This window comes from Azospira restricta (assembly GCF_016858125.1).
Classification (GTDB): domain Bacteria; phylum Pseudomonadota; class Gammaproteobacteria; order Burkholderiales; family Rhodocyclaceae; genus Proximibacter; species Proximibacter restrictus.
This window is the reverse complement of sequence record NZ_CP064781.1, coordinates 1,608,589-1,626,688: the sequence shown is the minus strand read 5'-3', so window position 1 is coordinate 1,626,688 and position 18,100 is coordinate 1,608,589. Positions and strand designations below refer to the sequence as shown.

General features: G+C 71.3%; 11 protein-coding genes. 5 read left to right on the top strand and 6 right to left on the bottom strand.

Annotation, left to right across the window (positions count from 1 at the left end):
* Positions 1–102: 102 nt before the first annotated feature.
* Positions 103–1,218 carry a PA0069 family radical SAM protein gene (locus IWH25_RS07955; protein ID WP_203388779.1) on the top strand — a complete coding sequence of 372 codons (1,116 nt, stop codon included), beginning with the start codon at positions 103–105 and terminating at the stop codon, positions 1,216–1,218.
* Positions 1,219–1,226: 8 nt separating this feature from the next.
* Here the strand turns inward: IWH25_RS07955 and IWH25_RS07950 are convergent, their stop codons facing one another.
* From IWH25_RS07950 to IWH25_RS07930, 5 genes are all read right to left on the bottom strand, one after another.
* On the bottom strand, positions 1,227–1,565 hold the full coding sequence (locus tag IWH25_RS07950; RefSeq protein ID WP_203388778.1) for a hypothetical protein: 339 nt from the start codon (positions 1,563–1,565) through the stop codon (positions 1,227–1,229).
* Positions 1,566–1,764: 199 nt separating this feature from the next.
* Complete coding sequence (locus tag IWH25_RS07945) at positions 1,765–2,559, bottom strand: type IV pili methyl-accepting chemotaxis transducer N-terminal domain-containing protein (RefSeq protein ID WP_203388777.1); 795 nt, start codon at positions 2,557–2,559, stop codon at positions 1,765–1,767.
* A gap of 128 nt (positions 2,560–2,687) precedes the next feature.
* On the bottom strand, positions 2,688–4,148 hold the full coding sequence (gene tldD, locus IWH25_RS07940) for a metalloprotease TldD (RefSeq protein ID WP_203388776.1): 1,461 nt from the start codon (positions 4,146–4,148) through the stop codon (positions 2,688–2,690).
* Between the two features lie 11 nt (positions 4,149–4,159).
* Positions 4,160–4,993: a carbon-nitrogen hydrolase family protein gene (locus tag IWH25_RS07935; protein WP_203388775.1), complete on the bottom strand. Its 834-nt coding sequence runs from the start codon at positions 4,991–4,993 to the stop codon at positions 4,160–4,162.
* A gap of 7 nt (positions 4,994–5,000) precedes the next feature.
* Positions 5,001–8,942, bottom strand: a complete 3,942-nt coding sequence (locus tag IWH25_RS07930; RefSeq protein ID WP_203388774.1) for a YhdP family protein — start codon at positions 8,940–8,942, stop codon at positions 5,001–5,003.
* A 159-nt stretch (positions 8,943–9,101) separates the two neighbouring features.
* Here IWH25_RS07930 and glnE point away from each other — a divergent pair, with 159 nt between their 5' ends.
* The 4 genes from glnE to IWH25_RS07910 all read left to right on the top strand — a co-directional run bounded on the left by glnE (position 9,102) and on the right by IWH25_RS07910 (position 17,243).
* Complete coding sequence (gene glnE, locus IWH25_RS07925; RefSeq protein ID WP_203388773.1) at positions 9,102–11,840, top strand: bifunctional [glutamate--ammonia ligase]-adenylyl-L-tyrosine phosphorylase/[glutamate--ammonia-ligase] adenylyltransferase; 2,739 nt, start codon at positions 9,102–9,104, stop codon at positions 11,838–11,840.
* A gap of 76 nt (positions 11,841–11,916) precedes the next feature.
* Positions 11,917–12,483 (top strand): hypothetical protein, encoded by a 567-nt coding sequence (locus IWH25_RS07920; RefSeq protein ID WP_203388772.1) that lies wholly within the window; start codon positions 11,917–11,919, stop codon positions 12,481–12,483.
* Positions 12,484–12,555: 72 nt separating this feature from the next.
* Positions 12,556–14,685: a hypothetical protein gene (locus tag IWH25_RS07915; RefSeq protein ID WP_203388771.1), complete on the top strand. Its 2,130-nt coding sequence runs from the start codon at positions 12,556–12,558 to the stop codon at positions 14,683–14,685.
* 179 nt (positions 14,686–14,864) lie between these two features.
* On the top strand, positions 14,865–17,243 hold the full coding sequence (locus IWH25_RS07910) for a response regulator (protein ID WP_203388770.1): 2,379 nt from the start codon (positions 14,865–14,867) through the stop codon (positions 17,241–17,243).
* 6 nt (positions 17,244–17,249) lie between these two features.
* On the opposite strand, the gene IWH25_RS07905 is transcribed toward IWH25_RS07910, so the two are convergent.
* Positions 17,250–18,095, bottom strand: a complete 846-nt coding sequence (locus tag IWH25_RS07905; RefSeq protein WP_203388769.1) for a hypothetical protein — start codon at positions 18,093–18,095, stop codon at positions 17,250–17,252.
* Between the last annotated feature and the right edge of the window lie 5 nt (positions 18,096–18,100).

The window sequence follows — 18,100 nt, the reverse complement described above, 5'->3', positions numbered from 1 at the left end:
AAAGCCCTCGATTCTACTCGAAACCCCGCCCCCGACGGAACCGCGGCGGCTTGCGGAGAGGCGTAGAATGAGCGCTTCCGGCATTTGTGCGCGAAATTCGCGATGCGTTCCCCGATCAATTCCGCCCCGGGACTGTTCCCGCCGGCCGAGTCCGCCGCCCCCGCGCCGCCCAAGGGGCGCGGCGCCCCGGCCAACCCCGACCCGCGCTTCGCCGCGTGGACGCGCGACGCGGTGGACGACGGCTGGCAGCGCGCGCCGGACGCGGCGCCGGCGACCGAAGTCTTCGTCGACAGCGCGAAGACCATCCTCAGCCGCAACGACTCGCCGGACCTGCCCTTCGACCGCTCGCTCAACCCCTACCGCGGCTGCGAGCACGGCTGCGTCTACTGCTACGCGCGGCCGAGCCACGCCTTCCTCGGCCACTCGCCCGGGCTCGACTTCGAAACGAAGCTCTACCACAAGCCGGAGGCGGCGAAGCTCCTGCGCCGCGAGCTGGCAAAGCCCGGCTACGCCTGCCGGCCGCTCGCCATCGGCACCAACACCGACGCCTGGCAGCCGGTCGAGCGCCGGCTGCGCATCACGCGCGCGGTGCTGCAGGTGCTGCTCGAGCTGAAGCACCCGGCGCTGCTGATCACCAAGTCGGCACTGGTCGAACGCGACCTCGACCTGCTCGCCGCGATGGCGAAGGAGCAGCTGGTGCACGCGGCGATCTCGCTGACCACGCTCGACGGCGAACTCGCCCGCCGGCTCGAGCCGCGCGCCGCAGCACCGCAGGCGCGGCTGGCGGCGATCCGGACGCTGGCCGAGGCCGGCGTGCCGGTGACGGTGATGGTGTCGCCGGTGATTCCCGGCCTCACCGACCACGAGCTCGAACGCATCCTCGCCGCCGCGCGCGAAGCGGGCGCCGTCGGCGCCAGCTACAGCCTGCTGCGCCTGCCGCACGAGCTGCACGACCTGTTCGAGCGCTGGCTGGCCTGGCATGCGCCGGAAAAGGCGGCGCGCGTGATGGCCATCCTCTACGACATGCGCGGCGGCCAGGCCAACGACCCGCGCTTCACGCACCGCATGCACGGCCTCGGCCACTTCGCCGACCTGCTCGCGCAGCGCTTCGCGCTGCACCGGCGCCGCCTCGGTTTCCCCGGCCTGCCGGAGCTCGACTGCAGCCGCTTCGCGGCGCCGGCGCGCAAGACCGACGAGCGGCAGCTCGGCCTGTTCTGAACGGGCTGCTACCAGCCCCAATAGACGCCGCCGCCCCAGCCGCCGGGGCGCCCCCAGCCGCCGTAGGGATGGATCCGGTACGGCGCCCAGCCCGGCGCCGGACAAGTCGGCAGACGCGCCCGCTCGGCGGCGATCTCCGCCTCGTGACGCGCCTGCAGTCCGGCCAGGCGGGAATCGGCGTCGGTGCGCAACGCCGCCTCGCGGGCGGCGAGCAGGGCGTCGAGGACAGCCACGGACACGCCGCGCCGATGCAAGTCGAGCAGGTCGGCGGCATCGAGCTTCAGGCGGGCGCCGTCGGCACGCCAGCGGGTGACGACCTCGGCCGGCGTGGCGCCGGCGCGTGCCATCCGAACGATCTCCCCGGTCGTCAGCGGCGCATCCGCCGGCGAGGAAGGCGATGGCGAAACCGCCGGGGCTTCGGCGGGAAGACGGTCGATACGGGGAGGAACGAGGGCGGGCGAAGCGCAGGCCGCCAGGCACAACGCGAGCGACAGGAATATGGAGCAGCGCAGGGCGCCGTGGCGGCACCCTGCGGCAAGGCGAAGGTCAGCGCGACGGCAGGCGCTCGTAGAGGCCAACGACGACCTCCATTTCCTCGAGGATGCGTTCGCTGGTGGTGGCGACCGCGGTGAGCAGCTTCTTGTCGCCGCCGGCCCGCTGGTTGAGCGCGTTCTCGAAGAAGAACCACTGCTGGTTGACCAGGTCGAGGCCGTCCTTGATCTGCGCGGTATTCGCCGGCGCGGCGGCCAGCTCCTTGTGCGCGGCGGTGAAATCCTTGCGCGCCTTGTCCAGCTCGGCGGTGCTATTGGCGTCGCCGACGCCCCAGGCGATCGCCTGGTAGAACTTGGCCATGCGCTGCGACAGCATGCGCTGGCGACCGGACACGTTCACCAGCCGGCCGGCGTTCGAGCCCGCATGCTTCTCCAGCTGCACCGTGCCCTGGTGCGCCAGCGCCAGCACCTGCTCGGACAGTTCGAGCACCTTCCTGCCGCCGGACGGGCTCGGCGGCGCGCCGACCAGCGAATCCTTGTAGGCGATCCAGGCGGTTTCCAGCTTCTGGTAGGTGTCCTTGATTTCCGGGGTCGGCGCGAAATTCTTGAGCTCGACCAGCTGGCGGTCGAAGTAGGAAATCGAGCCGTCGAGGACCTTCTTCGAGCGGTCGACGTCGACGCCCTGGCCGAGCTGGAAGTAGGCCTTGGCCATGCGCTGCGAGAGCATCCGCTCGCGGCCGGCCTTGTTGATCGCGGCGTTGATGTCCGTGATCTGCGCCTGGGCGAGGCCTGCCAGCAGCAGGCTGCCGACGGCAGCGGCACGGACGATGCGACCGATGGAAAACTTCATGGACTCCTCCTCGACAGGCTTGTTATTCCAATTGCTTGGGATTTTAAGTCATCGAGTCTATGGGGCACGACTATTTCCAACCATGACCTAGGTCAAATACCCCCATGCCACAAGGGTGTATTCGCCGCCTAGTGCGTGCCGCCGACGGTCAGCCCGTCGATGCGCAACGTCGGCTGGCCGACGCCGACCGGCACGCTCTGCCCTTCCTTGCCGCAGGTGCCGACGCCGGGGTCGAGGCGCATGTCGTTGCCGATCATCTTCACCCGCGTCAGCGCATCCGGGCCGTTGCCGATCAGCGTCGCCCCTTTCACCGCCGGGCCGAGCTTGCCGTCCTCGATCAGGTAGGCCTCGCTCATCGAGAAGACGAACTTGCCGCTGGTGATGTCGACCTGGCCGCCGCCGAAGTTGGCGGCGTAGATGCCCTTCTTCACCGAGCGGATGATCTCTTCCGGCGCGTGCTGGCCGGCGAGCATCGTGGTGTTGGTCATGCGCGGCAGCGGCAGGTGCGCGAAGGATTCGCGGCGGCCGTTGCCGGTCGGCTGAACGCCCATCAGCCGGGCATTCAGGCTGTCCTGCATGTAGCCCTTGAGGATGCCGTCCTCGATCAGCACCGTGCGTTGCGTCGGGTTGCCCTCGTCGTCGATGTTCAGCGAGCCGCGGCGGTCGGGGATGGTGCCGTCGTCGACGACGGTGACGCCCTTCGCCGCGACGCGCGTGCCGATGCGGCCGGAGAAGGCCGAGCTGCCCTTGCGGTTGAAGTCGCCCTCGAGCCCGTGGCCGACCGCCTCGTGCAACAGGATGCCGGGCCAGCCGGAACCGAGCACGACGGTCATCGTGCCGGCCGGTGCCGGCCGCGCGTCGAGGTTGGTCACCGCCTGGTGCACCGCCTCCTTGGCGTAGCGCTGCAGCACCTCGTCGTCGAAGTAGCCGTAGTCGAAGCGGCCGCCGCCGCCGGCCGAGCCCTGCTCGCGCTTGCCGTTCTGCTCGACGATGACGGTGATCGACACGCGCACCAGCGGCCGCGTGTCGGCGGCCAGCCGGCCGTCGCTGCCGGCGACGAGGATCACCTCATACTCGCCGGCGAGGTGCGCCATGACCTGCTGCACGCGCGGGTCGAGCGCGCGGGCGAAGGTTTCCAGGCGCTCCAGCAGCGCCACCTTGGCTTCCGCCGGCAGCGACGCGAGCGGGTCGTCGCCGCGGTAGAGGACGTGGCCGCCGCGGCGCAGCAGTACCGGCACCAGCCGCGACTGGCCGGCGTTGGCGATCGCGCGCACCGCCTTCGCCGCATCGTCGAGCGCGGTCGCGCTGATGTCGTCGGAGTAGGCGAAGGCGGTCTTCTCGCCGGCGCAGGCGCGCACGCCGACGCCCTCGTCGATCGAGAAGCTGCCCGACTTGACGATGCCCTCCTCCAGGCTCCACGCCTCGGAGCGGCTGTACTGGAAGTAGAGGTCGGCGTAGTCGACGCCATGGCGGAAGATCGTGCCGAAGACGGCGGAAAGGTCGCGGTTGCCCAATCCGTACGGCGCGAGCAGCAGCTGTTCGGCGTGGCGGAGCGGGGATTCGGCAGCGGAGAGGAGCGTGGCGGTCATGATCGGTCCGGTTACTTGAAGATGCGATGGCGCAGCGCCGGCAGGCTGGCGCGCGTTTCGGCGATGAGGCCGCGGTCGAGCTCGCCGATGACGACGCCCGGCCCTTTCAGCTTGCGGTCGACGATGGTCCCCCACGGGTCGACCAGCATGCTGTTGCCGTGCGTCTCGCGGCCGTTCTCGTGGCGCCCGCCCTGGCCGATCGCCAGCACGTAGCACTGGTTCTCGATGGCGCGCGCGCGCAGCAGGATTTCCCAGTGCGCGCGGCCGGTGGTCTCGGTGAAGGCGGCCGGCACGACGATCAGGTCCGGCTCGCCGAGCTGGCGGTAGAGCTCGGGGAAGCGCAGGTCGTAGCAGATCGACAGGCCGACGCGGCCGAACGGGGTGTCGAAGGCGACCGGTGTGCGGCCGGCCTCGATCGTCGCGCTCTCGTTGTAGCGCTCGGCCCCCTGCTCGAAGCCGAACAGGTGGATCTTGTCGTAGCGCGCGACGCGCCGGCCGTCCGGGCCGTAGGCGACGCAGGCGTTCATCACCTTCGCCGGATCGCTCGCGACGAGCGGGATCGAGCCGCCGACCAGCCAGATGCCGTGGCGCTCGGCGGTCGTCGCCAGCCAGTCCTGGATCGGGCCGCGGCCGTCGTCCTCGCGCGCGGCGACCTTGTCGCCGTCGCCCATGCCCATGATCGGGAAGTACTCGGGCAGCGCCACCAGCGTCGCGCCCTGCGCAACGGCATCGGCGACCAGCCGGCCCGCTGCCGCCAGGTTGTCGGCGACGCGCGGCGTCGACACCATCTGCACCGCCGCCACGCGCACCGTTTTCTCTCCTGCGTTTCCTGTCACCTTGCCCATCCTCGCCTCATTGCCCGTCGCCCGCGGTCTGCGGCTCCAGCCGCTGCGTCGACAGCTTCTCCACCTTCGGGTCGTCCCATTTCCCGGTCACCGAATAATCGAACGAGAAAATCTGGTTCAACGGGTTCTGCAATACCTTGTGCGCCAGCAAGGCCGCCGCGCCGGCGACCGGGTTGACCAGCGCGACGCCGAGCGCCGCGGTGCCGCCCAGCTCCGGCTGCACGTTCACCACCAGCTTCTGCGTCTCGTGCTGCAGATCGACCTCGCCGCGCATCAGCACGCGCGCCGCCGGGCCGTCGATCTGCAGGCGGTCGGTACGCATCACGCCGCCCTTCACCTCCATCCGGCCGGCGATCGAGTCGAAGGCAAAGCCTTCCGAGAAGACGTCGCGGAAATCGAGCGAGATCCGCCGCGGCAGCGACTGCAGGCTGATCAGCCCGAGCAGCTTGCCGGCGGCGCCGGGATCGATCTTCGCGAACTGCCCGCGCGCGGCCTCGACGCGCATCTCGCCGGCCAGCGTCGGATAGTCGATGCGGATCGGCACCCCGGCCCAGCTCAGCTTGCCGGCCAGCGTCGCCGAGCCGCGCTTGAGCGTATCGGCGTAGCCGAGGCGTTCGAGCAGCCCGCCGGCGTCTTCCGACACCAGCTTGAAATCGAGATCGAAACGCTGCGGCGACTGCATCCGCCACACCGCGTTGCCGTCAAGGCGGCCGTCGGGGTTACTGATGGACAGCTTTTCGATGCGCCAGTTCGTTGCCTCGTTGCGCGCCTGCAGTTCGAGCCGGCCGAGCTTCTTGCCGCCGACCGAGAAGCTGTCGGCGATCACGTCGAGCGCCGGCAGGTCCTCCAGCGTCGTCGCCGGCCGTTCGGGCAGCTCGCCCGGCGGCGGCGCCTCGGCGGCGAAGGTCTTCAGCCGCGCGCGCAGCGCGCCGCGCCCGAAGGTGTCGAACTGCACCTCGCCGCTGGCCTCGCGCGACGCGACGCTGGCCTGCCAGATGCGCCCGGCGGCGCTGGTGGCGACCAGGCGGACGTCATGGAACTGGCGGCCGAAGGCGTCGAGCTGTTCGCTGCGCAACTCGACGCGATCCGGCAGGTAGGCCGCCGGCCCCTGGCCGGTGCCGTTCTTCCCGTTACCGTTGCCGTTGCCGGCCGGGCTGAGCGCGGCGCGCCAGAAATCGGCATCGACCTGCGGCACGGCGACGACGACGGCGAGCCCCTTGTCCGGCAGGACCAGCGGCGCCCCGACCGCCAGCGCGCCGCGCAGCGGCAGCCAGCTACCGTCGTTGCCGCGCCGGCGCAGCAGCTCGCCGCGCGCCACCCGGCCGAGGCTCAGCTGGATGCGGTCGAGCGGCTCGTCGCGCCGGACGCCGACGACGAGGCCCTTCTCGAAGCGCAGCGGCAGCGCGTCGCCGGCGGTCTTGTTGAACGGCGCCGGCAACGCCGACGACAGCCCCTCCAGGGTCGACTCGACGACGATCTCGGCGCTGCTCTTCTTGACCCGGATGTCGGCGCGCCAGTCGGCGCCGCCGGAAAGGCTGTCGAACAGCGGCAGGTCGTACTGGCGACGGGCCTGCATCGCCGACAGGCTGCCGCTGGCGACGACGTCGACGCGGCCGTCGCGGGTGGTCTCGGCGCGCACCTTGACCGGGCCGCCGAGGAACAGGCCGTCGATGTTGCGCACGCTGATCGAGCCGTCGGTGAACTGCAGGTTGCCGTTCACGTTGGTCAGCGGCGGCAAGAGCGGCTCGACCGTGACCTGGTTGTCGATGAAGCGGAAGTCGCCCTTCACCCGCGTCTCCTCGGCGTTCGACAAGGGGATGTCGAGCGCCAGGTCGAGCCGGCCCTGGCCCTGCGCGCGCATGTCCGAGGTGGCGTGGTCGAGCGTCTCGCCGACCGGACTCGCCTCGATGAAGCGCAGGAAGTCGGCGGTCGGCCCCTCGACGCGGCCGCGCACGCGCAGCTGCGGATGCGCGGCGTCGAAGTCGGGAATCTCGGCGACGGTGGCGGCGATGCGGGTGCCGAACAGCGCGCCGCGCTTCGCGTCGACGCGCATGCCGGCGCCGGCGAAGCGCAGGTCGCCGTCGACGTGCTCGAGCTTCGGCCAGCCCGGCGCGTAGTCGATCGTCACGTCGTGCGCCTTGGCGGTGACGAGGAAGGTGCCGGAACCGTCGACGAAGGGGAAGCGGTCGAGGTCGCCCTTCAGCGTCAGCTTCGCGTCGCTGGCGCTGCCGGCGGTGATGCCGCGGCGCAGCCAGTCGCGCGCCTCGACGTCGACGACGTGCGGCATGTAGCGCCAGACCGCGTCGCCGCGCGCCCGCGACAGCGTCGCGACGAGGTCGATCTCGCCGGCGCCGGTGCCATGGTAGCGGTAGCGGCCGCCGGCCGAGCCGGCGGCATGGTCGCCGGCGAACTCGACCTGGTCGAGGTCGACGTCGATCGTCTCGCCGTCGACCTTCCAGCGCACGCCGGCGCTGAGCGTATCGAAGGCCAGCCGCGGTTCGGGAAAGACGCTCGGCAGGTCGAGGCCCGACTTCTGCGCGCGGATGCTGACGCTGCCACCGCGCTCGCTCGCGTCGAGGCTGCCGGAAATGCCGAAGAAGCCCGGGAAGTAGCCCTGCGCGCGCAGGCCGAGGTCGGCGAAGTTGGCGCGCAGCGCGTAGCGCTGCAGGCGCTCGGCGCCGCCGGCGAAGGACAGGCGCAGGTCGGAAATGGAACCGCTCGGCGCATAGTCGGCGAGCAGCTTGCGGCTGCCGGCGTCGAGCGGCAGATAGGCGGACAGGCGCACCAGCAGCGGCAGGTCGAGGCGGCTGGCGGTCGCGCTGCCCTGGCCGCCGCCCTCCGCCGCCGCCTGCCAGTCGGCGCTGAAGTCGGTCGGCGGCAGCTGCGTGCCGTCCTCGAGCGCCAGCGTCAGCCCCTTGCCGAAGGCGGCGAAGCCGCCCTGGCGCAGGCGGCCACCGAGACGGCCGGAGAGCGCGTCGAGGTGCATCTCCGGCAGCGGCCGCGCCAGGCGCAGGCGCACGTCGCGCAGCGCGAGGTCGGCGGTCAGGTCGAGCAGCCGGCCCTCGCCGATCGACAGCCAGGCGCGCAGCCCGCCGCGCCCCTGCGGCAATGCCACCGGGTAGTCCACCCAGCGCCGCCAGCCGGCGAGGTCGACGTAGGCGAGCTCGGTATAGAGCTGGCCGGCCCATTCGTCGAGCGCGCCCAGGTCGTCGCCGTCGAGGTTGCCGCGCAGGTCGATGCGCGCCGCCAGCTCCGGCGGCGGCAGCGCGGTCAGCCCGAAGCGGTGGTGGCGGCCGCGGTTGTCGAGGGCCAGGTTCACGTCCTCCAGGATCAGCGGCGGCGCGCCGCGCAGCGCGTCCTCCCAGACCAGCGTCGCGCCGTTGATGCGGATACGCTTCTGCGCCAGCACCCAGGCCGGGAATTCGGACTCGCCCTCGCTCACCGGCAGGCCGGCGACCGACAGCGCGCCGGTCGCGTCGCGGCGGATGTGCAGCACCGGCTCGTCGATCGCCAGCAGCGCCAGCCGCAGCTGCAGGCGCCACAGCGACGACCAGTCGAGGATCGCCTCGACGCGCGAGAAGGTCAGCGCCGGGCGGCCGGCGGCGTCGGACACGGTCACCCCGGACAGCGTCAGGTCGGGCTTCAGCCCGGCCCAGCCGGCCTCGATGCCGTCGATGCGCACCGGCAGGTCGAGCGCCCGGCTCGCCAGCTGCTCGAGGTCGCCGCGGTAATGCTCGATGTTCGGCAGCACCGAGTAGCGCAGCGTCAGCACCAGTCCGGCAAAGGCGAAGTAGGCGGCGAGCAGCGTCCAGCCGAGCGCGCGCCAGCAGCGGCGGGCCAGCGGGTGGGCGACGAAGGGCAGCAGCGCATGCAGGCGGTGGTAGAGCGTCGGACGCAGCTCGCGCACCAGCGCGCGCGGATCGACGTGATCGTGCTCGTGCGCGCTCATCGTCCGCCGCGGCTTTGCCAAATGCTGAAAAGGGTCACTAGAATGGCGCTGTATTTTGTCCAGCCCCAATTGTACCGGCTTTGCGCCGCCGGCTAGATGACGCCCCGGCGCATGCCGCCGTCCTCCCGGCAGCGCCGCCGACCGGAAAAGAGACCCGCGATGAGCGCCAGCGCCCCCGAACCCGACTCCGTCCCGCTCCCCGCCGCCTGGCAGCCCGCCCTGACCCACAGCCGCTTCCTGCGCCAGCTGCTCGCCGCCCGGCCGGCGGTCGCCGACTGGCTGGCGGCGAACGCCGGCGCGCCGCTCTCCGCCGCGGCGATGCAGGCTTTCCTCGCCGCCGGCGACGCCGCCGACGAGACGGCGCTGAAGGCCCTGCTGCGCGGCCTGCGCCAGCGCACGATGGCGGCGTTGATCGTGCGCGACCTCGCCGGCGAGGCGCCGCTCGCCGAAGTCGTCGAGACGATGACCGCGCTCGCCGACGTCACCACCAACTTCGCGCTCGACCACCTGCACCGCCAGTTCGCCGCGCAGTACGGCGAACCGCTCGACGCCGACGGCCGGCCGCAGCGGCTGCTGGTGGTCGGCATGGGCAAGCTCGGCGGCCGCGAGCTGAACGTTTCCTCCGACGTCGACTACATCTTCGTCTACCCGGAGGAGGGGCAGACCGCCGGCGACGCCGGCGGCCGTGGCCGGATCGACAACTACGACTTCTTCACGCGGCTCGGCAAGCGGCTGATCGCCGCGCTCGGCGAGATCACCGCCGACGGCCAGGTGTTCCGCGTCGACATGCGCCTGCGCCCGAACGGCGACTCCGGCCCGCTGGTCTGCTCGCTCGACTCGCTGGAGAACTACTTCATCACGCAGGGCCGCGAATGGGAGCGCTACGCGTGGATCAAGGCGCGCGTGATGAACGACGGCGACAACCTGCAGCCCGGCTGGAAGACCGCGCTGGAGAAGGTCGCGCGGCCCTTCGTCTTCCGCAAGTACCTCGACTTCGGCGCCATCAACGCGATGCGCGACCTGCACGCGCAGATCCGCCGCGAGGTAGCCAGGAAGGACATGGCCGACCACATCAAGCTCGGCCCCGGCGGCATCCGCGAGATCGAGTTCATCGCCCAGGTCTTCCAGCTGATCCGCGGCGGCCGCGACTCGGCGCTGCAACTGCGGCCGACGCTGCAGGTGCTGAAGCTGCTCGCCGAGCGCCGCTTGCTGCCGGAGGAGGCGCGCGCCGAGCTCGCTGCCGCCTACGACTTCCTGCGCCGGCTGGAGCACCGCCTGCAGTACGTCGACGACGCGCAGACGCACATGCTGCCCACGGCCGCCGACGCGCGCGCGCAGATCGCGGCGAGCCTGGGCTTCGCCGACTGGCCGGCGCTGCTGGCCACGCTCGACGGCCACCGCGCACACGTCGCCCGCCACTTCGAGCAGGTCTTCTCCGACCCCGAGGCCGGCACCCATCCGCTCGCCGGCCTGTGGCTCGGCCAGTGCGGCGCCGAGGACTGCGGCGAACAGCTCGGCGAACTCGGCTTCGCCGACCCGCAGGCGATCCTCGACGCGCTCGAGCGCTTCCGCGGCACCGCGCGCTACCAGCAGCTGCCGGCGTCGAACCGCGAGCGCATCGACGCCGTCGGCCCGCGCCTGATCCAGGCCGCGGCGGCGACGCCGAAGCCCGACCTGACCTTCGCCCGCGCGCTCGCCTTCCTCGAGACGATCAGCCGCCGCGGCGCCTACCTCGCGCTGCTGCAGCAGTACCCGCAGGCGCTGGCCAAGGTCGCCGAGTTGGTCGGCAGCGCCAGCTGGGCCGCCGAATACCTGAACAAGCACCCGGTGCTGCTCGACGAGGTGCTCGACCCGCGCCTCTACGACGTCGCCACCGACTGGCCGGCCTTCCGCGAGATCCTCGACAACCAGCTCGCCGAGCACGCCGGCGACGCCGAGCGCGAGATGGACATCCTGCGCGAGGCGCACCACGCGCAGGTCTTCCGCGTGCTGGCGCAGGACCTCGCCGGCCTGCAGACGCTGGAGCGCATCTCCGACCACCTCTCCGAGCTCGCCGACATCATCGTGCAGAAGACGCTGCAGCTGACCTGGCCGAAGATCCGCCAGCGCCACTGCGAAACGCCGAAGTTCGCGGTGATCGGCTACGGCAAGCTCGGCGGCAAGGAGCTCGGCTACGCCTCCGACCTCGACATGGTCTTCCTCTACGACGACGACCATCCCGACGCACAGGAGAACTACGCGCGGCTGGCGCAGCGCGTGAACACCTGGCTGTCGTCGCAGACCTCGGCCGGCATGCTGTTCGAGACCGACCTGCGGCTGCGCCCGAACGGCGACGCCGGGCTGATCGCCATCAGCGTCGACGCCTTCCGCGACTACCAGCTGAAGCAGGCCTGGGTCTGGGAGCATCAGGCGCTCACCCGCGCCCGCTTCGTCGCCGGCGACGCCGCGGTCGGCGCCCGCTTCGAGGCGATCCGCGAGGAGATCCTGACGCTGCAACGCGACCCGGCCAAGCTGCGCGAGGAGGTGCTGGCGATGCGCCGGCGCATGCTCGACGCACACGCCTCGAACAGCGAGGATTTCTTCGACCTGAAGCAGGACCCGGGCGGCATCATCGACGTCGAGTTCATCGTCCAGTACCTGATCCTCGCGCACGCGCACGCCCACCCCGAGCTGACGCAGAACCTCGGCAACATCGCGCTGCTCGGCATCGCCGCCGGCCTCGGGCTGATCCCGGCCGAACTCGCCGAACCGGTACGCAACGCCTACCGCGAGTACCGCCGCATGCAGCATGCGGCGCGCCTCAACGGCAGCGGCAAGGCGCGCATCGAGCGCGCCGCGGTGCAGCGCCGGATCGAGGCGGTGCGCGCGCTGTGGCAGGCGGTTTTCGCCGAGGGTTGAGGCGGCTATACTCGGACGGAATGGGAATCCCGCCGCCCCCGCCAGCACAGCAGCATCCCTTCCAAGGAGACTCGCCATGAAACGCTTCGTCGCCGCTTCGCTGTTCGCCGCCGCCCTGCCCGCCTTCGCCGCCAACCCGACCATCGACAGGATCACCGCCACGCCGTCGCCGGCGAAAGCCGGCGAACCGGTGACGATCACCGTCGAGGCCAGCGACGCCGAAGGTGGCATGTGCGGCCTCGACCTGAACTGGGGCGACGGCAACCGCAACCCGCCGCAGAAGGTCGGCGGCAACCACAAGAACTTCCCGATCACGCTGCAGCACACCTACCAGAAGCCCGGCACCTACGAGATCAAGGCCGACGGCAAGCGCGCCGAGACCTACCTCGGCTGCCTCGGCAAGGTGAAGTACATGCTCACCGTCGAGGCCGCCGCGGCCGCCCCGGGCAAGGCCGCCGCCGGCGCCGCCGCGTCGCCGTGCCCGGCCGACTGGACGCTGAAGGGCAAGGCGGCGAAGGACGGCAGCTTCACCTGCACGCCGAAGAAGAAGGGCGCCGCCAAGCCGGAGAAGGAGCTCGCCTGCCCGCAGGGCACCAGCTACTTCTTCGGCGCCAAGGCGCTCGGCTGCGAGAAGGCACAATAAGGGGCGCGGCGAACGCGCCCGACACCCCCAACGGGCCGCCGCGAGGCGGCCTTTTTTCCGGAGACAGAACGCATGACCACCCCCGGCCATCAGTGGCGCTTCTTCCGCGCCGGCGGCTTCGACCAGGTCCGCCTCGACCGCGGCGCCGATCTGCTGCACCTCGACCAGCTCGACCAGAAGCTGTGGGTCGCGCTCTCCTGCCCGGTCGCCGGGCTCGAGTTCGACGCGCACACGCTGGCGCTGCTCGACGCCGACGGCGACGGCCACGTCCGCGCCAGCGACCTGATCGCCGCCTGCCAGTGGGCCGGCGGGCTGCTGCGCGACGCCGACCTGCTCGCCAGCGGCAGCCACCCGCTGCCGCTCGCCGCGATCGACGACGGCAGCGAGGACGGGCGCCTGCTGCTCGCCTCCGCCCGCGAGATCCTGAAGAACCTCGGCAAGGACGGCGACGCGATCAGCGCCGAGGACACCGCCGACAGCGCGCGCATCTTCGCCGCGACGCGCTTCAACGGCGACGGCATCATCACCGCCGGCTCGACCGACCACGCCGCGCTGCAGGCGGTGATCGCCGACCTCATCGCCTGCTGCGGCAGCCGCCCCGACCGCAGCGGCCAGGCCGGCATCGGCCAGGAGGAGGTCGACGCCTTCTTTTCCGACCTCGACACCTTCGCCGCCTGGCAGGCGGTGCCCGCCAGCCGGCCCGAGGTGCTGCCGCTGGGCGCCGCCTCCGGCGCCGCGTGGACGGCGATCGCCGCGCTGCGCGAGAAGGTCGACGACTACTTCGCGCGCTGCCGGCTGGCCGAATTCGATGCGCGCGCCGGCAGCGCGATGAACGGCAGCGACGAGGACTTCCGCACGCTCGCGCTGCAGACGCTGAATCCGGAGAGCGCCGGCCTCGCCTCGCTGCCGCTGGCGCGCATCGAGGCCGGCCGCCCGCTGCCGCTCGCCGACGGTCTCAACCCGGCCTGGCGCGAGGCGGTCGCCGCGCTGCGCGATGCCGCGGTGGCGCCGCTCATCGGCGCCCGCGACGCGCTCGCCGAGGACGACTGGTGCGCACTGTGCGGCCGCTTCGCGGCCTACGCCGAATGGCAGGCGGCGCGCCCGGCGACGCGCCTGGAGCCGCTCGGCGAGGAGCGCATCGGCGCCATCGCCGCGCTCGCCCCGCGCGCCGCGCTGGAGGAACTGATCGCCCGCGACCGCGCGCTCGAGGGCGAGGCCGACGCGATCGCCGCCGTCGACCGCCTGGTCTGCTATGCACGCGACCTCGGCCGCCTGTGCAACAACTTCGTCGCCTTCCGCGACTTCTACACGCGCCAGGGCAAGGCGGTGTTCCAGGCCGGCACGCTGTACCTCGACGGCCGCAGCTGCGACCTCGTCGTGCCGGTGCTCGACGCCGCCAGGCACGTCGCGCTCGCCGGCCTTTCCGGAATCTACCTCGCCTACTGCGAATGCACGCGCGGCGCCGAGAAGAAGTCGATCGCCGCCGCCTTCACCGCCGGCGACGCCGACCAGCTGATGGTCGGCCGCAACGGCGTCTTCTACGACCGCGAGGGCAAGGACTGGGATGCCACCATCACGCGCATCGCCGAGCACCCGATCAGCATCCGCCAAGCCTTCTGGTCGCCGTACAAGAAGCTCGCCCGGCTGCTCGCCGAGCAGGTGCAGAAACTGACCGCGGCCAAGGCCAAGTCCGCCGACGACCTCGTCGCCGGCAGCGTCGCCAGCGCGCAGAAGCAGGCGGAAGCGGCGAAGGCCGCGCCGGCAGCGGCGCCGGCGCCGTTCGACGCCGCCAAGTTCGCCGGCATCTTCGCCGCGATCGGCCTCGCGCTGGGCGCCATCGGCACCGCCGTCGCCGCCGTCGTCACCGGCTTTCTCGGCCTGCGCTGGTGGCAGATGCCGCTGGCGATCGGCGGCCTGACGCTGGTCGTCTCCGGGCCGGCGATGGCGATGGCCTGGTTCAAGCTCCGCAACCGCAACCTCGGCCCGCTGCTCGACGCCAACGGCTGGGCGGTGAATGCGCGGGCGAAGATCAACCTCAGCTTCGGCACCTCGCTGACGCAGCTGGCAAAGCTGCCGGAAGGCGCCGAGCGCGCGCTCGCCGACCCCTACGCCGACCGGAAAACGCCGTGGAGGCTGTACCTCGCGGCGCTCGTCCTCGCGCTGATCCTGCTCGTCTGGGCGACGAAGAGCGGCGGCTTCTGAGCATCGCCGGCACCTCGCGGCAGCCCCGGGGGTGCCGCCCGCTTCGCGGCGGGCACCGGCAATTCGTGACAGGATCGTGACATTCCCGACATTTCGGGAACTATGACGAAAGTTATGTTTCTTATCGTTCAAGGGGCGGCAACCGACAGGGCCGCAAGAACGATCGGGAGCAAACACCTGTGCCTACCAACGCGGACTCTGTCCCGCTCACCGCCGAGCAGCTGCGCGGCATCGTCAGCATCGCCGACGACGCGATCATCTGCTTCGACCGCGGTTTCCGCACCATTCTCTTCAACCACGGCGCCGAGCGCATCTTCGGCTGGTGCGAAGGGGAAGTGCTCGGCCGCGAGATCGACCTCTTCCTGCCGCCGCGCTACCGCGCCGAGCACGCGCAGCTGGTCGAGGGCTTCCACCGCTCCGGCGAGGTGGCCCGGAGGATGTCGCAGCGGCGCCCGATTTTCGCCGTGCGCAAGGACGGCAGCGAATTCCCGGCGGAGGCCTCGATCTCCAAGCTGGGCACGGAAGCGGACTCGATCTACACGGTGATCCTGCGCGACATCAGCGCCCGCGTCGCCCGCGAGCGCGAGCTGGAGGCGGCGAAGGAGGCGGCCGAGGCGGCGATGCAGGCGAAGAGCATGTTCCTCGCCAACATGAGCCACGAGATCCGCACCCCGCTCAATGCGGTGATCGGCATGACCAGCCTGTTGCTCAACACGCCGATCAACGACGAGCAGCGCGACTACACCGAGACCGTGCGCGCCAGCAGCGAGACGCTGCTGACGATCATCAACGACATCCTCGACTACTCGAAGATCGAGATCGGCAAGCTCGACGTCGAGCGGCAGCCGGTCGACCTGCGCCGCTGCCTCGAGGAATCGCTCGACCTGATCAGCGCCGAGGCCGGCGAGAAGAACATCAACCTCGCCTACTTCATCGACGACAGCGTGCCCGCGTCGCTGGTCAGCGACGCCACGCGGCTGCGCCAGATCCTGGTCAACCTGTTGTCCAACGCGATCAAGTTCACGCACCGCGGCGAGGTCGTCGTCACCGTCGCCGGCAGCGAACTCGACGACGGGCGCCACGAGATCTGCTTCGCGGTACGCGACACCGGCATCGGCATCGCCGACGAGAAGCTGCCGCTGCTGTTCCAGTCGTTTACGCAGGTCGACGCCTCGACGACGCGCAAATACGGCGGCACCGGACTCGGACTGGCGATCAGCAAGCGCCTGGCCGAGATCATGGGCGGCCGCATGTGGGTCGACAGCGAGGTCGGCGCCGGCTCGACCTTCAGCTTCACGATCGTCGCCGAGGCGGCCGGATCGCAGCTCGCCAACCACTTCCTGCAGGAGCACTCGTCGTCGCTCGCCGGCCGCCGCGTGCTGATCGTCGACGACAACGCCACCAACCGCCGCATCCTGGTCAAGCAGGCGCTGGTCTGGGGCATGCTGCCGTCGGCGGCGGCCTCCGGCATCGAGGCGCTCGACTTCGTCCGCCACGGCCACGCCTTCGACGTCGGCATCCTCGACATGAGCATGCCGGAGATGGACGGCCTGTCGCTGGCACGGGAAATCCGCAAGCACCGCGACGCGCAGGCGCTGCCGCTGGTGATGCTGACCTCGGTGGCCGGCCGGCCGCGCGAGACGGCGCTCGACGAGGCCATGTTCGCCGCCTACCTGAACAAACCGATCAAGCCCTCGGCGCTGCTCGATGCGCTCCTCCATGCGATGCGCATCGCGGCGCCGGCAGACCAGCCGCCAGCGCCGCGCGGCCTGCCGCGGCTGGCCGACACCTTGCCGCTGACGATCCTGGTCGCCGAGGACAACACCGTGAACCAGAAGGTCGTGCAGCAGATGCTGGCGCACCTCGGCTACCGCGCCGACCTCGTCGCCAGCGGCCTCGAAGTGCTCGACGCGCTCGAGCGGCAGAACTACGACGTCGTGCTGATGGACGTGCACATGCCGGAGATGGACGGCCTCGAGGCGACGCGGCGGCTGAAGATGCGCTTCGCCGAAGCGGCGGCACCGCGGGTGATCGCGATGACCGCCAACGCGATGCCCGGCGACCGCGAGAAGTGCCTCGCCGCCGGCATGGACGACTACGTCTCGAAACCGGTCGAGCTCGCCGACATCCGCGCCGTGCTGCGCCGCGCCGCGCACCCGGCGGCGACGCCCGCCGTCGCCGACGAAGCCCCCGCCGCGGCCGCGCCGCCGGTGATCGACCGCAAGCGCATCGCGCACCTGATGGAGCTGCAGGACGACAGCAACCCGCACCTGGTCGGCGGCATCATCGAGATGTTCTGCCACGATTCCCCGCAGCATCTGGACACGATCGCCGAGGCGATCCGCAAGGGTGACGCGATGCAGCTCGACCACGCCGCGCACCGCTACCTCTCCAGCATCGAGAACCTCGGTGCGCTGCGCATGCGCGACGTCTGCATGGCGCTGGAGCGGCTCGGTCGCGACGGCACCACCGAGGGCGCAGGCCCGCTGCTGGAAGCGCTGCGCGCGGAATTCGCCGCCGCCCGCCGGCAGCTGGCCGAACTGAGCACCGGCCTCTAGCCAGCGTCAGCGCTCGCCGGAGCCCGCCCCGCTGCGGCCGGCGACGCCGCGTCCGCGGAAGACGAGGAAGAGCGCGACGGCGAGCGGCACGAAGCCGACGATCAGCGGCAGCACCAGCGCCTCCGCGCCGAGCAGCGACGGCGAGGTCAACTCGACCATCAGCACCGGGAATTCGATCGGATCGGCACCGCCCCAGGGCAGCCGGATCAGCGCCGGATCGTCGCCGCGCCGGCTTGCCGCGAGCGCCGCGGCAAGACCGTCGCGCCCCTCCGACGACGCCACCGGCCGCCCCTGCCACCACAGGCTGAGGCGCGTCTCGGGATAGTCGTAGCCGCTGAGCTGGGCGTGGTCGATCGGCTTGAACAGCACCAGGTAGCCGCTCTCGGCGCCGAGCCAGATCGGCACGCGCAGCGCGAGGTAGAGGTGCCCGCCCTTGTCGTCGAACACCCAGGCCGACTCCTGGCCGGCGCGGAAATGCACCTTCGGCGGCTCGCGGCGGAGGTACTCGAACCTGGCCAGCACGCCGCCGTGCGCGTCCTCGATGCGCAGCAGCGGGAACTCCAGGCTGCGCCCGAGGCTGGTCAGGTGGACCGCCAGCGCCTCCAGCTGGCGCGGACGGCTTTCGAGATAGCGCAGCGACTCGATGCGCGTCTTCACGCTGAAGGCCTCGCGCCCCCACTGCTGCTCCAGCCCGGAGATGACGCCGACGAAGTGCGTCTCGGTGCTGGCGCGGCGCGTCGCGAAATATTTCGCGTTGGCGGAATGCAGCAGCCAGACGCTGACCAGCGCGGTCAGCACGCCGCACAGGACGAGGACGAGGATCAGCTGGCGGGCGAGTCGGCGCTGCGGCATCGGCG

Excerpts from the sequence above, each read along its gene's own strand:
- IWH25_RS07935 (WP_203388775.1), bottom strand. The coding sequence starts at position 4,993 with ATGGGCAAGGTGACAGGAAACGCAGGAGAGAAAACGGTGCGCGTGGCG.
- IWH25_RS07905 (WP_203388769.1), bottom strand. The coding sequence starts at position 18,095 with ATGCCGCAGCGCCGACTCGCCCGCCAGCTGATCCTCGTCCTCGTCCTG.
- IWH25_RS07955 (WP_203388779.1), top strand. The coding sequence starts at position 103 with ATGCGTTCCCCGATCAATTCCGCCCCGGGACTGTTCCCGCCGGCCGAG.
- IWH25_RS07915 (WP_203388771.1), top strand. The coding sequence starts at position 12,556 with ATGACCACCCCCGGCCATCAGTGGCGCTTCTTCCGCGCCGGCGGCTTC.
- IWH25_RS07930 (WP_203388774.1), bottom strand. The coding sequence starts at position 8,942 with ATGAGCGCGCACGAGCACGATCACGTCGATCCGCGCGCGCTGGTGCGC.
- glnE (WP_203388773.1), top strand. The coding sequence starts at position 9,102 with ATGAGCGCCAGCGCCCCCGAACCCGACTCCGTCCCGCTCCCCGCCGCC.
- tldD (WP_203388776.1), bottom strand. The coding sequence starts at position 4,148 with ATGACCGCCACGCTCCTCTCCGCTGCCGAATCCCCGCTCCGCCACGCC.
- IWH25_RS07920 (WP_203388772.1), top strand. The coding sequence starts at position 11,917 with ATGAAACGCTTCGTCGCCGCTTCGCTGTTCGCCGCCGCCCTGCCCGCC.
- IWH25_RS07945 (WP_203388777.1), bottom strand. The coding sequence starts at position 2,559 with ATGAAGTTTTCCATCGGTCGCATCGTCCGTGCCGCTGCCGTCGGCAGC.
- IWH25_RS07950 (WP_203388778.1), bottom strand. The coding sequence starts at position 1,565 with ATGGCACGCGCCGGCGCCACGCCGGCCGAGGTCGTCACCCGCTGGCGT.